16 protein-coding genes are annotated in these 14,548 nt (G+C 64.5%); 6 read left to right on the forward strand and 10 right to left on the reverse strand.

The genetic code is table 11. From position 1 onward, the window contains the following. Positions 1–87: 87 nt before the first annotated feature. The 4 genes from BM190_RS00675 to pheS form a co-directional block, all read right to left on the reverse strand. The gene (locus BM190_RS00675; RefSeq protein WP_092251400.1) at positions 88–858 is read right to left on the reverse strand and encodes a sulfite exporter TauE/SafE family protein; all 771 of its coding nucleotides are present in this window, start codon (positions 856–858) and stop codon (positions 88–90) included. 53 nt (positions 859–911) lie between these two features. After that, positions 912–3,320, reverse strand: coding sequence for a phenylalanine--tRNA ligase subunit beta (pheT, locus tag BM190_RS00680; protein ID WP_092251402.1), 2,409 nt, complete (start codon positions 3,318–3,320; stop codon positions 912–914). Beyond that, entirely contained in the window at positions 3,317–3,763 is a 447-nt protein-coding gene (locus BM190_RS00685) for an endonuclease domain-containing protein (RefSeq protein WP_092251909.1), read from the reverse strand. The genes pheT and BM190_RS00685 overlap by 4 nt, the downstream gene beginning before the upstream one ends. A gap of 221 nt (positions 3,764–3,984) precedes the next feature. Further along, positions 3,985–5,067, reverse strand: coding sequence for a phenylalanine--tRNA ligase subunit alpha (gene pheS / locus BM190_RS00690; RefSeq protein ID WP_092251911.1), 1,083 nt, complete (start codon positions 5,065–5,067; stop codon positions 3,985–3,987). 69 nt (positions 5,068–5,136) lie between these two features. Between pheS and BM190_RS00695 the strand changes: the two genes are divergently transcribed. Further along, positions 5,137–5,631, forward strand: coding sequence for a hypothetical protein (locus tag BM190_RS00695; protein WP_312012688.1), 495 nt, complete (start codon positions 5,137–5,139; stop codon positions 5,629–5,631). Positions 5,632–5,642: 11 nt separating this feature from the next. Here BM190_RS00695 and rplT read toward each other — a convergent pair whose 3' ends face one another. Continuing rightward, the gene (gene rplT / locus BM190_RS00700) at positions 5,643–6,002 is read right to left on the reverse strand and encodes a 50S ribosomal protein L20 (protein WP_027561620.1); all 360 of its coding nucleotides are present in this window, start codon (positions 6,000–6,002) and stop codon (positions 5,643–5,645) included. An 80-nt stretch (positions 6,003–6,082) separates the two neighbouring features. Beyond that, a complete protein-coding gene (gene rpmI, locus BM190_RS00705; RefSeq protein WP_008143958.1) occupies positions 6,083–6,283 on the reverse strand; it encodes a 50S ribosomal protein L35 in 201 nt (66 codons plus the stop codon). Between the two features lie 269 nt (positions 6,284–6,552). On the opposite strand from rpmI, the gene BM190_RS00710 reads away from it, so the two are divergent. Beyond that, on the forward strand, positions 6,553–6,957 hold the full coding sequence (locus tag BM190_RS00710; RefSeq protein WP_092251915.1) for a hypothetical protein: 405 nt from the start codon (positions 6,553–6,555) through the stop codon (positions 6,955–6,957). Positions 6,958–7,069: 112 nt separating this feature from the next. On the opposite strand, the gene infC is transcribed toward BM190_RS00710, so the two are convergent. Then, entirely contained in the window at positions 7,070–7,609 is a 540-nt protein-coding gene (gene infC / locus BM190_RS00715; RefSeq protein WP_080670072.1) for a translation initiation factor IF-3, read from the reverse strand. Between the two features lie 246 nt (positions 7,610–7,855). Here infC and BM190_RS00720 point away from each other — a divergent pair, with 246 nt between their 5' ends. Both BM190_RS00720 and BM190_RS00725 read left to right on the forward strand, forming a co-directional pair. Next, the gene (locus tag BM190_RS00720) at positions 7,856–8,644 is read left to right on the forward strand and encodes an alpha/beta hydrolase (RefSeq protein ID WP_092251403.1); all 789 of its coding nucleotides are present in this window, start codon (positions 7,856–7,858) and stop codon (positions 8,642–8,644) included. Positions 8,645–8,672: 28 nt separating this feature from the next. Next, the gene (locus BM190_RS00725) at positions 8,673–9,140 is read left to right on the forward strand and encodes a nuclear transport factor 2 family protein (RefSeq protein WP_092251404.1); all 468 of its coding nucleotides are present in this window, start codon (positions 8,673–8,675) and stop codon (positions 9,138–9,140) included. Between the two features lie 102 nt (positions 9,141–9,242). On the opposite strand, the gene BM190_RS00730 is transcribed toward BM190_RS00725, so the two are convergent. The 3 genes from BM190_RS00730 to BM190_RS00740 form a co-directional block, all read right to left on the reverse strand. Next, positions 9,243–10,040, reverse strand: coding sequence for an acyl-CoA thioesterase domain-containing protein (locus tag BM190_RS00730; protein ID WP_092251405.1), 798 nt, complete (start codon positions 10,038–10,040; stop codon positions 9,243–9,245). Between the two features lie 200 nt (positions 10,041–10,240). After that, a complete protein-coding gene (gene queG, locus BM190_RS00735; protein ID WP_092251406.1) occupies positions 10,241–11,416 on the reverse strand; it encodes a tRNA epoxyqueuosine(34) reductase QueG in 1,176 nt (391 codons plus the stop codon). Then, on the reverse strand, positions 11,365–12,057 hold the full coding sequence (locus tag BM190_RS00740; protein WP_092251407.1) for a glutathione S-transferase family protein: 693 nt from the start codon (positions 12,055–12,057) through the stop codon (positions 11,365–11,367). Before BM190_RS00740 ends, queG begins: the two co-directional genes overlap by 52 nt. Positions 12,058–12,226: 169 nt before the next feature. Here BM190_RS00740 and BM190_RS00745 point away from each other — a divergent pair, with 169 nt between their 5' ends. After that, positions 12,227–13,033, forward strand: coding sequence for an undecaprenyl-diphosphate phosphatase (locus BM190_RS00745; RefSeq protein WP_092251408.1), 807 nt, complete (start codon positions 12,227–12,229; stop codon positions 13,031–13,033). A gap of 186 nt (positions 13,034–13,219) precedes the next feature. Continuing rightward, entirely contained in the window at positions 13,220–14,545 is a 1,326-nt protein-coding gene (locus BM190_RS00750; RefSeq protein ID WP_092251409.1) for an FAD-binding oxidoreductase, read from the forward strand. Positions 14,546–14,548: the final 3 nt, after the last annotated feature.

Raw genomic sequence — 14,548 nt, forward strand, 5'->3', positions numbered from 1 at the left:
GAGAGATCGTCGTCGGGACTGTCACTTGTGTCTTATCGATAGATCACGCGGTATGGGTCCCTGCGTTCGCAGGGACGACAGCGGTAATTACCGCAACACCCCGTCCAGCACCGGCAGCCCTGCAATCACCGCCAGCGCAATCAGCGCATAGCAGATGCTGCGAAACACCTGCTCGCTGGCGCGGCCGAACAGTGAGGCGCCGAATGCGACGCCGATCGCATAGACCGGGCCGACGATCAGCGAGAGCGCGAGCGATTCGCGGCTGATCAGCCCCGTGGCCGCGTAGCTGATCATCGAGAAGAAGTCAGACGCGCCGAAGAACAGCACGATGTTGGCGCGCGCGACGATCGGCGCGATCGGACGGCCGAGCCAATAGCCGACGATCGGCGGGCCGCCGGTCTGCGCGAGACCGCTGCAGAAGCCGGAGAGGCCGCCGATGCCGACCGAAAGCCAGGTGTGGTCCTTGCCACGATAGCGCCAGCCCGACAGCAGCAGGAGCAACAGCGCCGCGACGAAGCAGGAGATGATCCAGCGCGTGGTGACGGGTTCGAGTACGCTGAGAAAGTATGTGCCGACGGGCACGCCGACCAGCGCGCCCAGCACAATCACCGCGGTCGCCTTGCGGTCCGCCTTCCGCCACGCGTCCGGCAGCAGCGGCGCCGCCGCGACGAAATCGATCACCAGAAGCAAGGCGGCGACGAGCCGTGGCGCAGCAATGCTGCTTGCCAGCGGCATGAAGATCAGCGCCGAGCCGAAGCCCGAGAAGCCGCGTGCAGTGCCGGAAACGAAGGCGACGGCGCAAAGCGCCATCGCAATGGTGAGGCTGACGTCCTTCGGAAGGAAGTCCGCAAGGGTCATGCTTTATTTCTGGAGCATGATGTTGTCCGAAAACCGCTTCGCACTTTTCGGCATCATGCTCTCAGCGTGCCGCCGGTCTTCTTCGTGACCTCGGCCACGACCTTCGCCGCGACAGCCTCGATCTCCTGATCGGTCAGCGTCTTCTCGCGCGGCTGGATCGTCACCGCGATTGCGATCGACTTCTTGTCGTCGTCGATGCCCTTGCCCTCGTAGACGTCGAACACGTTCACGCCGGTGATCAGCTTCTTGTCGACACCCTGCGCGGCGCGAACGATGTCGCCCGCCTTCACGGTGCGATCGACGATGAAGGCGAAGTCACGCGAGACCGGCTGGAACGCCGAGAGCTCGATCAGTGGCTTGGCGCGGGTCGGCTTCTTCTTCGCTTCCGGAATACGGTCGAGGATCACCTCGAACACCATCAGCGGGCCGTCGGCGCCGAGCGCCTCGAGCGCTCTGGGATGTACCTCGCCGAAATGGCCGAGCACGTTCTGCGGTCCGATCTGGATCGTGCCGGAACGGCCCGGATGCAACCATGCCGGACCGCCGGCGACGATCTGCAGCGCCTGCATCGGCGCACCGGCCGCAGCCAGCACGGCCAGCGCGTCCGCCTTGGCGTCGAACACATCAGCCTGGGCCGAGCCCGACCAGTGCCGTCCGAGACCTTCAGAAGAGGCAAAGCCGCGGCGCACGCCGCTCGCCGCCATGAACTGATCCTGCGGGCGATCGCCCTTGAAAATTTGGCCGACTTCAAACAGCGCGACATCGCTGACGCCGCGATTGGCGTTGGCTTGTGCGGCCGCGATCAGGCCCGCGAGCAGCGTCGGGCGCATGTCGGAGAGATCAGACGCGATCGGGTTGGCGACTTCGAGCTCGCGCTGGCCGCCGCCGAACAATTTTGCCGCGGACTTCGTGATGAACGACCAGGTCACCGCCTCGATGATGCCGCGGCTCGCGAGCGCGCGCCTGGCGCGGCGGGTGCGCAGCTGCAGTGGCGTCAGCACCGGTTTGCGCGCGTCCTCGCCGCGCTCGAACGGCGTCATCGGCACCTTGTCGACGCCGAAGATGCGGACGATCTCCTCGACGATGTCGGCCTTGCCGTGGACGTCCGAGCGCCAGGAGGGCACCGCGACCTTCACGATGGGGCCGGGGCCCGCCATCATGAAGCCGAGATGGGTCAGGATGCGCTTCATCTCGACCTGCGGCACCTCGATGCCGGAGAGGCGCTTGACCTCCGTCACAGGGAAGTCGATCACGCGGTCGTCGCCGAAGGATTTGCCGACCACGACGGTCTCGGACGGCGTGCCGCCGCACATCTCCATCACCAGCTTGGTCGCCAGCTCCAGACCCGGCACCATGAAGGCCGGATCGACGCCACGCTCGAAGCGGTAGCGCGCGTCTGAATTGATGCCGAGCTTGCGGCCGGTCTGGGCGATGTTGATCTCGTTCCACAGCGCCGATTCGATCAGCACGTCGGTGGTGTCATCGTCGCAGCCGGAGGCTTCGCCGCCCATAATGCCGGCGAGCGATTCGACGCCGTGCTCATCCGCGATCACGCAAATGGCGGGATCGAGATTGTAGGTGCGGCCGTCGAGCGCGAGCAGGGTTTCGCCCTCACGCGCGCGGCGCACGACCAGATTGCCCTTCACCTTCCTGGCGTCGAACACGTGTAGCGGCCGCGCGCGGTCGTAGGTCATGAAGTTGGTGATGTCGACCAGTGCGTTGATCGGGCGCAGCCCGATCGCGGTCAGCCGCTTCTGCAGCCATTCCGGCGACGGACCGTTCTTGACGCCACGCACGAGGCGGAGCGCGAAGCCCGGACACAGCGTGGAATCCTCGACCGTAACCTTCACGGGGCACGCGAATTCGCCCTTGATCAGCTTGATCGCGGGATCCCTGAACTTGCCCATGTCGGCGGCGGCAAGGTCGCGCGCGATGCCGTGCACGCCGGTGCAGTCCTGCCGGTTCGGCGTCAGATTGATCTCGACCACGGGATCGCCGAGCGCGGCCCAGTCGGCATAGCCGGCGCCAACAGGCGCATCCGCCGGCAATTCCATGATGCCGTCATGGTCGTTGGAGATCTGCAGCTCGGCCGCCGAGCACAGCATGCCGCGGCTCTCGACGCCGCGGATAGTGCCGACGCCCAGCGTGATGTCCTTGCCGGGAATGTAGGTGCCGGGCGGCGAGAACACGCTGACGAGACCCGCACGCGCATTCGGCGCGCCGCAGACGACCTGCACCGGCGCGCCGCCGTCGCCGGTATCGACCATGCAGACGCGCAGGCGATCCGCATTCGGATGCTGCTCGGCCGAGATCACCTTCGCGATCGTGAAAGGCTTCAGCGCCTTCGCCTTGTCCTCGATGTTCTCGACCTCGAGCCCGATCATGGTGAGCTTCTCGGCGAGCTTGTCGAGCGGCTCGTCGGTCTCGAGATGATCCTTCAGCCAGGAGAGGGTGAATTTCATGGCTGTTTCTTCTCCACGGAGACGGTCTGCTCCCTCTCCCGCTTGCGGGGGAGGGTTGGGGTGGGGGCTCTCTCCGCGACGGTGGTCGCGATGGTTTCGAGAACGCCGCCACGATTTGTCATGACATCGAGATTGCTGAAGCGGAGCACCTTGAAGCCCATCGCTTCGATTGCGGTAGAGCGACGCGCGTCGGCGCGCTCGCCATCATTCGAGAAGTGTTGGCCGCCGTCGAGCTCGATGACGAGCTTGGCTGCGTGGCAGATGAAATCGGCGATGTAATTCTCGATCGGCACTTGGCGGCGAAAGCTCACGCCATTCAGCCGGTTGCCACGTAGCTCCGACCAGAGGATTCGCTCTGCATCTGTTGAGTCGCGCCTGAGCGCACGAGCATTGGTTCGCAGCTTGGCCGAGATCTTCCAGTCCGGATGCTTGGGATCAACCATCGGCAGCCCCATTGCGGAGAAACCCTCTCCCCAACCCTCCCCCGCAAGCGGGGGAGGGAGCTCGACCTGTCGAGCGACAGGAGAATACGTACCCATACGACGAACGCCACACACTCGCTCTATCCATTCCCTCCCCCGCTTGCGGGGGAGGGGCAGGGAGAGGGCTGTCTCCGCAGAGGGAACGGAGAGAGTCTTCGCAAGCTCTGGCGCGAGGGCGAGCATCACGAGCTCAGCCCCCCAGCCAGCGTCGGCACCTCCAGCGGCTTGAAGCCGTAGTGGGTCAGCCAGCGGACGTCGCTGTCGAACAGCTGGCGGAGGTCGGCGATGCCGTATTTCAGCATGGCGATGCGGTCGATGCCCATGCCCCAGGCGAAGCCCTGATACTCGTCGGGGTCGATGCCGCAGGCGCGCAGCACGTTCGGGTGCACCATGCCGCAGCCGAGAATCTCCAGCCAGTCCTCGCCCTCGCCGAAGCGGATCTCGCCCTTGTCGCGGCGGCACTGGATGTCGACTTCCAGCGACGGCTCGGTGAACGGGAAGAACGACGGTCGGAAGCGCATGTTGATGTGGTCGACCTCGAAGAACGCCTTGCAGAACTCGTGCAGGATCCACTTGAGGTGGCCGAGATGCGAAGTCTTGTCGATGACGAGGCCTTCGACCTGGTGGAATTGCGGCGTGTGGGTCGCGTCCGAATCGATGCGGTAGGTGCGGCCCGGGCAGATCACGCGGATCGGCGGCTTCTGGCTCAGCATCGTGCGCACCTGCACCGGCGAGGTGTGGGTTCGCAGCAGCATGCGCGAGCCGTCCTCCTTCGGATGGAAGAAGAAGGTGTCGTGCATCTCGCGCGCCGGATGGCCTTCCGGAAAATTCAGCTTGGTGAAGTTGTAATCGTCGGTCTCGATGTCGGGGCCTTCGGCAACCGAGAATCCCATGTCGGCGAAGATGGTGGTCAGCTCGTCCCAGACCTGGCTCAGCGGATGAATGCGGCCGGCTTCCGTCGGCGCATCGCGCAGCGGCAGTGTGACGTCGACGGTCTCGGAGGCGAGCCGCGCATCGAGCGCGGCCGATTTCAGCACGTCGCGCCGGGCGGCGAGCGCCTGGGTGACCTCGTCCTTGGCCTGGTTGATCGCAGCGCCTTGCGTCTTGCGCTCGTCCGGCGACATCTTGCCGAGCGTTGCAAGCAAGGCTGAGATCGAGCCCTTCTTGCCGAGCGAGGCAACGCGGACGGCTTCGAGGGCCGCTTCGTCGCCGGCAGCACTGATCTGCGCGAGGATGGATTGAACGAGACTGGCGAGGTCGGACACGGTCGGATCCCTCAAACTTGCAAAAGGCTGCCGGGTTGTGGCCGCAGCCGGGGCGGAACGTCAAGCCGAATGGACGTCGTAAATGCGGGGCATTTGAACCGTAAAGGCATGGCTGGCACCAACCTGAACGCGAAGGAGGGGACGATGCGTTTGCGATCCTGCGTGGCCGGCCTGGCCCTGGTTCTCTTGCAAGGCTTTCTGGGAGGCGCAGCTCTCGCCGCCGAAGAATGCCAGGCCAAATCCACGTCGATGGATGACATCATCGTGGCCCTGAACGCGGCGCCGGGCTGCGAGCGTGCCATGAAGCAGTTCGAAGCCTGCGCATACGGCGCCAGCGGCGACGTACAGTTCGGTGAGGTGGTCGAGAAGAAGTGCGAGGCCGATTTCATCGGTCAGCTGCAGCCGCCACAGAAGCTCAGCTACCAACGCGAGTTGCGGGTCTGCGACCAGAAGTACCGGAGCAAGTCCGGCACCATGTATATCTCGGCCACGGCCTTCTGCCGGGCGGAGGTCGCCCAGCGCTACTCGCAACATGCGCTGAAGGCCGGCAAAGCCGGCCGCTAGCGCCGCAGGGCTCAGGCGGCGAGCGCAGCCTTGGCCTTCTCGGCGATCGCCTGGAACGCCGCGGGCTCGCTGATCGCGAGATCCGACAGCACCTTGCGGTCCACGGTGATCCCGGACTTGGCCATGCCGTCGATAAATCGGCTGTAGGTCAGGCCGAACGGACGGACGGCAGCGTTGATGCGCTGGATCCAGAGCGCGCGGAAGGTCCGCTTCTTGCGCTTGCGATCACGGAACGCGTACTGCTGGGCCTTTTCCACGGCCGGCTTGGCGGCGCGGATGGTGTTCTTGCGGCGGCCGTAGAAACCCTTGGCGGCCTTGTAGACTTTCTTGTGCTTGGCGTGGGCGGTCACACCGCGTTTGACGCGAGACATGACAAAATCCTTCAGAGGTGACTTTGGTTATCGGATTGCCGCGCAAGACGCGGCACGGTTGGCAATGATCGTGGACGCGATCAGGCGTTCGGCAAGAAGTACTTCTTGACGTTGTCGCCGTCGGTCTTGAACAGCACCGCGGTGCCGCGCAGCTGACGGATCTGCTTCTTCGTCCGCTTGATCATGCCGTGACGCTTGCCGCGATGGGCGAACATCACTTTGCCGGTGGCAGTCACCTTGAAGCGCTTTTTAGCGCCCGATTTGGTCTTCAGCTTGGGCATTTGGCTCTCCTAATGGCCACAGAGTTCCGCCCGCGAAGGCGGCTGGCCGTCAAAATGCTCGTTAGAGCGTTGATTGTGCTCAGGTTTTACGAACAAGCGCAAACCCGCACGAAACACCGCCACGGCAGCCCTTAATCAGCCGGGCGATGAAGGCTGGGCTTATGACAGAGGACAGGCCGATTGGCAACGATGAACCGGCAGAACCAGCCCGGCGACTATTCGGAATTGCGACCCTCATGTCCAAGCCCGTCGCCTGGAGCAGGACCAAAATGGCCCATTTTTCCCGATCACTTCCCTCTTTGCCTGCTTTCGCCCGTCCGCGCCATCTGGCGCTTCTGGCCGTGCTCGCCACGGCCGCGCTGCCGTCGACGGCCGATGCCCGCGTCGGCGGCTATGACGGCGTCTGGAATGTCACCTTCGCCACCACGCGGGGCAATTGCAGCTCCGGCTACAGCGTCCCCTTCACGGTGACCGGCAGCCGGGTGTCGTCCGCCGGCGGCGGCCGGGTCTCCGGCAAGATCAATCGCGGCGGTGCCGTTGCGGTCCAGGTCTCGGTCGGCGCGTCCCATGCCAGCGGCGGCGGCCGGCTCGCCGGCGTGAACGGAGCCGGCTCGTGGAGAGGTGTCATTTCCGGTGACCAGTGCAGCGGCACCTGGCAGGCGACACGGACGTAGCTGTCGCCGGGAAAGCTGCTGCGCACCTCCCTGCCTGCAGGGAGGTGAAAACAAAACGGCCCGCCGGAGATCCGGACGGGCCGTTGAACTCTTGAGTTCCAAACAACCGGCGTCAGCGCGGCGCCAGAACCATGACGACCTGACGGCCCTCGAACCTGGCGTCCTGCTCGACCTTGGCGAGCTCGGCGACGTCGGTCTTGATCTTGTCGAGCAACTTGGTGCCGATCTCCTGGTGCGCCATTTCGCGGCCGCGATAGCGCAGCGTGATCTTGACCTTGTCGCCCTCTTCGAAGAACCGCTGCATCGCGCGCATCTTCACGTCGTAATCGTGGTCGTCGATCATCGGGCGGAGCTTGATCTCCTTGATCTCGACGATCTTCTGCCGCTTGCGGGCTTCGGCGGCTTTTTTCTGGGCCGAATACTTATACTTCCCGTAGTCCATGATCTTGCAGACGGGAGGGCTGACGTTCGGCGAGATCTCGACCAGATCCATGCCGGCTTCCTGGGCCATCCGGATGGCCATGACGGTCTCGACCGTGCCTTTGTTGTCACCGGCCTGATCGATCAGCTGGATCTGCGCATTGCGAATATCATCATTGATGCGCGGCCCATCTTTGCTGGCGACGGGCGGGGCTTTATTGGGACGGCGAATGGGTGGTTCTCCAAAGTTGTGAAAGAGGCTGCTATTTTGCAGGAAGATGCGTTTGCCGGCAAGCAATTCGCTCCTGCGCGAAACGAAAAACCCTCAAATGCGAGGTATTTCGGCCACGCCTGGGCACGCTGACCGACATAGACACCTTGCTTCCGTTCCGCAAGCGTCCCAAAGGGACAATGCCGGTCTCCGGCGCTGCGGAAGACGACCCGACAGTTCAAACCGCGCAGCCAGGTTAAACGTTCCATGAGCCATGCAATTCCCGATGCCGTACTCGATACCATCGACGTGGGTGAGGGCCCGTCAGCACGCAGGATCGCGGTGCGCAGCCGGCGCGGGCAGGGGCCCGGGCTGGTCTGGCTCGGCGGATTCAAATCGGACATGCAGGGCAGCAAGGCCCTGGCACTGGACGCCTGGGCCCGAGACCACGGCCGCGCCATGGTCCGGTTCGACTATTCCGGTCACGGCGAATCCGGCGGCGATTTCGCCGATGGAACCATCGGACGCTGGCTGGAGGAGTGCGTGGCGGTGTTCGAACGGTTCTGCGACGGCCCGCAGGTCCTGATCGGCTCCTCCATGGGCGGCTGGATGGCGTTGCTGCTCGCGCGCGAGATCAGGAAGCGATCCAGCAAGGGATCGCTGGCAGGCCTCGTGCTGATCGCGCCGGCGCCGGACTTCACCGAAGAGCTGATGTGGAAGAATTTTTCGCCAGCGGTGAAGCAGGAGATCGAGACCAAGGGTCTCTGGCTGCGGCCATCCGAATATGGCGACGGCTCGCCCTATCCGATCACGCGGAACCTGATCGAGGAAGGCCGCAATCATCTCGTGCTCGGCAGCGCCATCGATCTCGGCTGCCCGGTCCGCATCCTGCAAGGTGCGAAGGATCCTGATGTCCCCTGGCAGCACGCTTTTGCGCTGACGCATCGCCTGCCGGCCGACGACGTCGTGCTGACCATGATCCAGGACGGCGATCACCGCCTCTCGCGCCCGCAAGACATCGCGCGCATTCTTGCCGCGGTGGCTGAGATCGGGTGAAGTGCCTTCTTCCTTCAGGAGGCAATCAATGACCACCACCGCCATGCTGCGCGCCTTCTGCGATGCTGTCGAGCAGCGCAACGGCAAAGCGTTCGCCGAGCTGTTCACCGAGGACGGCGTCTATCACGACGTGTTCTACGGCGCCTTCGCAGGCCGCGAGAAGATCGCCGAGCTGATCGACGACTGGTTCTATCGCACGGCGACCGATTTCCGCTGGGACATGCACGATCCCGTCACCGACGGCACCACGCTCTATGCGCGCTACACCTTCAGCTATCGCTCGATCTTGCCGGAAGCTGGCGGTGCGCGGGCGATGTTCGAGGGCGTTGCGATCATGACGCTGAACGGCGGCAAGATCGTGAGCTATCACGAGGTCGCCAATACCGCGCCGGCATTCATCGACCTGAAGTTCGCACCCGAGCGGATTGCCAAGATCGTCGCCAAGCAGGGCGCGGCGCTGAAGGCGCGGCCGGAGATGCAGCGGCATCTCGCCTAGTCGTCATTCCGGGGCGCGCGGAGCGCGAACCCGGAATCTCGAGCTTGCTGCGCGAGATTCCGGGTTCAGCCCTGCGGGCTGCCCCGGAATGACGGCAAGCTCCTATCGCTTCGAAGGATTGGCCATCGGCTTGCGCTGCGCTAGCGCGGCCACCGTCGCGGTGCCGATCGGACCCTGTTCGTCATAAAGCCAGCATTCGCCGATCGCGACGCCGTCGGTGGCGTGATGGTTCACCACCTCGAAGCCGATCCAGTTCGTCACCGGCAGGCGGTGCAGATAGATCGTCACGTCGCTGTTGATGTAGCCGAGCCCGTTGTCGCCGGCGTTGGCAAAGGGGCTGGCGAAATCGGCGCCGGTGGCAACGTGGACGAACGGCGTCATCGGCACGCCAGCGACGAGCTCGCGCACCTCGCTCATCCAGAGTTTTCGCGGACCGAGCGAGCCCATATGACCGACAATGGGGCGCGTCGTCCATTTGCCGTTCATGCCGAGCCTGGGATCGGTGGGTTTTGGAATGTCGGCCGGCTTCGGCACGTCCCAGTTCGGCGGCGACCAGACATTGCCATCAGGATTTTGCGTCTTGCGCAGCAGCTGGCACGAGGCCCGCGCCATGCTGACGCCGCCGGAGACGAATTCCGCTTCGACCACGCGGATGCGCAGGCCGTCACGCACGAGGCGCGTCGTTACCTCGATCGGCTTGTCGATGGTCGGCAGCCGAAACATGTCGACGGTGAGCCGCGCCGGCACCAATTCGGGACCCGAATGGCGCTCCTCGATGGCGAAGCCGAGCAGCCCGACGACGACGCGCCCGTGCAGCGATTTCGGATCCCACGGACCGTTGGCGGCTTCCGTCGGATGGAATGTATCGCTGTTGCGGGTGAAGAAAGGCAAGTTTGTCATGCGCGCGAGATTGAAGAAACGCGCGGGGAAATCAAGGGTGGTGGTGCCGTCGTGAGAGTCAGGCCGCGCAAGCTATCGCCACAACAACAGGTGTCATCGCCCGCGAAGGCGGGCGATCCAGTACTCCGAGACCGCGGTGATTGAGTCGAGAAGCCGCGGCGTACTGGATTCCCCGCCTTCGCGGGGAATGACACCGAGGATTAGGCGACGGTCTGCCACTCCTCGCGCACGCTGTCGTCGCGTTCGTGATCTAATGCAGCGACCTTCATTGCCTCAAACTCTTCCCGTCCTAGCAACTGCCCCAGCGCCCACACCGCAGCGCCACGCACCAGCGGGCTCGCATCCTCCAGCAACCGTCGCGCTTCCTCGGCCAGCGCCGCCTCGCCCGAGTTACCAATCGCAATCAGCACATTCCGCAAGAACCTATCGCGACCAATCCGCTTCACCGGCGACTTCGTGAACAGCGCGCGGAACGCGGCGTCGTCGAGGCGTGCCAGCTCGGCGAGTCCAGGCGCGCGCAATTCGCTGCGCGCGGCGAGCTTGGCTTCGCGCCCCTCCCGCGCGAACTTGTTCCAGGGACACGCAGCGAGGCAATCGTCGCAACCATAGATGCGGTTGCCGACGGCTTTGCGAAACTCGTGCGGGATCGGTCCCTTGTTCTCGATGGTGAGATAGGAAATGCAGCGCCGCGCATCGAGCTTGTACGGCGCGGGAAACGCCGCCGTCGGGCAGATGTCGAGACAGGCCTGGCACGAGCCGCAATGATCGATCTCGGCGGCGTCGCGCGGCAGCTCCAGCGTGGTGTAGATCGCGCCGAGGAACAGCCACGAGCCGAATTCGCGCGAGACGAGGTTGGTGTGCTTGCCCTGCCAGCCGAGACCCGCGGTCTGCGCCAGCGGCTTCTCCATCACCGCGGCGGTGTCGACGAACACCTTCACGTCTGACGGCGCGGTCGCGACCAGCCAGCGCGCCAGCGCCTTCAGCCGCTTCTTGATGAGATCGTGATAGTCGTCGCCCTGCGCATAAACCGAGATCGCCGCGCGCGCGCGCTGCTCGAGAATCGCGAGCGGATCCTGGTCCGGGCCGTAATTGACCCCGAGCATGATCACCGAGCGCACGTCAGCCCACAGCCCGCGCGGATCGACACGACGCTCCGGCTGCGCTGCGAGCCAGTCCATGTCGCCATGACCGCCGGAGGCAATGAATTCCAGAAAGTATTTGCCGGCGCTCTCGATCGTGCCTGGCATCGTGATGCCGATGCAGTCGAAGCCGAGCGCGCGCGCCTCGCGCGTGAGCGCCGCCTTCAGTTCAGTCGGATCGGAGTTCAGAAATCCAGGTCCACGTAGGTCCGCGACGCCGGCACGCCGGCCAGCCATTCGCTCAGCAGCGGACGGAACGACGGGCGGGATTTCACCCGCGCGTACCACGCCTTTGCTGCGTCGTCCTCGCTCCATGGCACGTCGCCCAGATAGTCGATCGCCGAGAGATGCGCCGCGGCGGCGAGATCCGCGTAAGTGAGCCGGTCGCCGGCGAGGAAATTACGGGTCTGCGCCAGCCAGCCGATATAGGCCAGATGATAGCGCACATTGGCCTTGGCGGCGCGCATTACGTCGGCCGAGGGCGGCCCGCCGCCGTTCTCCTCGCTCATGAAGCGCTTGTAGATGCGCTCGGTGACGAGAGGATGCGAGACCTCCTCGAAAAATTTTTCGTTGAACCAGGCCATCAGCCGGCGAACCTCGACGCGCTCGCCGATGGATTCCGGCATCAGGCGCTTGGGTCCCATCTCGGCGCCATAGGTCTCGTCGACATATTCGGCGATGATCGCAGCGCCCGGGATCGGCGGCTGCTCGTCGTCCACCATCACAGGCGTCGTGCCTGCCGCATTGAGCAACAGAAACGCCTCGCGCCGCTCCCAGCTGCGCTCCTCGACCAGCTTGAGGTCGAGCCCGTATTCGCCCGCGATCAGGCGGATGAAACGCGAATGCGGACAGAACGGATGATGAAACAGCGTAAACATGAAGCCTTTGACTATTTGATGGTGCTTAAGATTCCATCAATGTTTGTGCGGCGCCACACTAGTCCTTCAAAACCGCGAGGCAAGGGCGTGATTTCGCATTTTGCGATTGCGGCATGGGGACGAATAGGCGAGAAGGGCCCCGCTTTTCCAGCCGAAATGGACCGTAAATATGTCAGACGCAATACGGGCAGTGATCCTCGGCATCATCGAGGGTGTGACCGAGTTCCTTCCCGTATCCTCGACCGGCCATTTGCTGCTCGCGGAACGCTTCTTCCATCTCGGCGAAGGCGCCTTCTGGGATTCGTTTACGGTTTTGATCCAGCTGGGTGCGATCCTCGCGATCGTCGGGCTGTACTTCAAGAAGCTCTGGGATGTCGTGATCGGCTTCTTCACGGGCGACACCTATTCGCGCCGCTTCGTGCTCGGCGTGCTGGTCGCGTTCCTGCCCGCTGTGATCGTCGGCCTCGTCGCCGGCAAATACATCAAGAGCGTGCTGTTCAATCCCTGGGTCGTGTGCTTCACGCTGATCGTCGGCGGCGCCATCCTGCTCTGGGTCGACAAGCTCGATCTCAAGCCGCGCGAGCATGACGCCACGAGGTTTCCGCTGCTGATGTATCTCTATATCGGCATCGCGCAGTGCGTGGCGATGATCCCGGGCGTGTCGCGTTCCGGCGCCAGCATCGTAGCCGCGATGTTCCTCGGCGCCGACAAGCGCGCGGCGGCGGAGTTCTCATTCTTCCTCGCCATCCCCACCATGATCGGTGCGTTCGCCTACGACTTCTACAAGAGCCGCTCCGAGATGACGATGGACCATATGGGCATCGTCGCGATCGGCTTCGTGGTGTCGTTCATCACCGCGATCATCGTGGTCAAGTCGTTCCTGGAATATGTCACCCGCCACGGCTTCGTGGTGTTCGCCTGGTGGCGCGTCATCGTCGGCACGCTCGGCCTGATCGCGCTGGCGCTGGGGCGGTAGGTGTAGGCCTGTAGCCCGGATGAAGCGCAGCGTAATCCGGGGCCAGCGTTCCTTGTGGCAGGATCCCCGGATTGCGCTGCGCTCCATCCGGGCTACGACTCCACCAGGCCTTCAACGCAAAATAAGCTTTTGATCGGTAGTCAGTTCCAACGCCGGGCGGCGCGCGCCCGGCACAGGAGCTGAGCCATGACCCTCGTCAGCGGCTGGGGCCGTTTCCCGGTCGTCGATAGCGACGTGCTGCGCCCGCGCTCGTTCGCGGCGGTCGGCGAGGCTGTCTCGGCCGGCACCGTCGCGCGCGGCAATGGCCGCGCCTATGGCGATGCCGCGATCGGCGCCGTCAGGACCGTCACGATGACCGGCTTCGACCGGGTCAGGTCGTTCGATCCGGCAACCGGGCGCATCCGCCTGGAAGCCGGGGTTCTCCTGTCGGACCTGATCGACACCTTTGGCCCGCGCGGCTTCCTGCCCTTCGTCGTGCCCGGCACCCGCTTCGTCTCGATCGGCGGCGCCATTGCCGCCGACGTCCACGGCAAGAACCATCATTGCGAGGGCGGCTTCGGCCGCTATGTCGACAGCCTCCTGCTGCGCACCGGGCAGGGCGAGGTCATCGAGGCCTCGCGCGAACAGAACTCCGACGCCTTCTTCGCGAGCGTCGGCGGCATGGGCCTGACCGGCATCATCCTCGAAGCGACGATGCGGCTGCGCCGGGTCGAGACCGGGTGGATCCGCGAGCGGGTGATCTCCGCGTCCGATCTCGATGCCGCGATGCGCGCGCTCGAGGCGGGGGATGCCGCGACCTATTCGGTGGCCTGGATCGATTGCGCGGCACGCGGGCGCGATCTCGGCCGTTCGCTGATCTATCTCGGCGAGCACGCGGGCAGGGGCGAACTGGCGGAAGGCGTCGATGCATTTCCGGTCGGCAAGGAGTCTCGCCTCAGCGTGCCGGTCGACCTGCCGTCGATGGCGCTGAACCGCACCAGCGTCCGCGCCTTCAACGAGCTTTACTATCGCATGGGCGCGCGGCGCGCCGGCGGCAGCCACGTGGTCTCGCTCTATCCGTATTTCTTTCCGCTCGACAGCGTCGGTGAGTGGAATCGCATCTATGGCAAGCGCGGCTTCCTGCAGCATCAATGCGTGATCCCGCAAGCCGGCGCGCGCGCCGTGCTCGGCGATATCCTCGATCGCGTCGCACGGCGCGGCGATGCCTCCTTCCTCGCCGTGCTCAAGAAGCTCGGACAGGGCGACGGCATCCTGTCGTTCCCGCTGCCCGGCTACACGCTCGCGCTGGATTTCCCGGTGAAGGGCGACATCCTGAATTTCCTCGACGAGATCGATCGGCTCGTCGTCGCCGCCGGCGGCCGGCTGTATCTGGCGAAAGACGCACGCCAGTCGCGTGCGACCTTCGCGGCGGGCTATCCTGCCGTGCCGCGTTTCAACGCGATCCGCAAATCGCTCGATCCCGCCGGCAACATCCGCTCGAAACTTTCACAGCGTCTGTTTGATGAGGTCTAGGCC

It is taken from the genome of Bradyrhizobium sp. Rc3b (assembly GCF_900114915.1).
GTDB lineage: Bacteria > Pseudomonadota > Alphaproteobacteria > Rhizobiales > Xanthobacteraceae > Bradyrhizobium.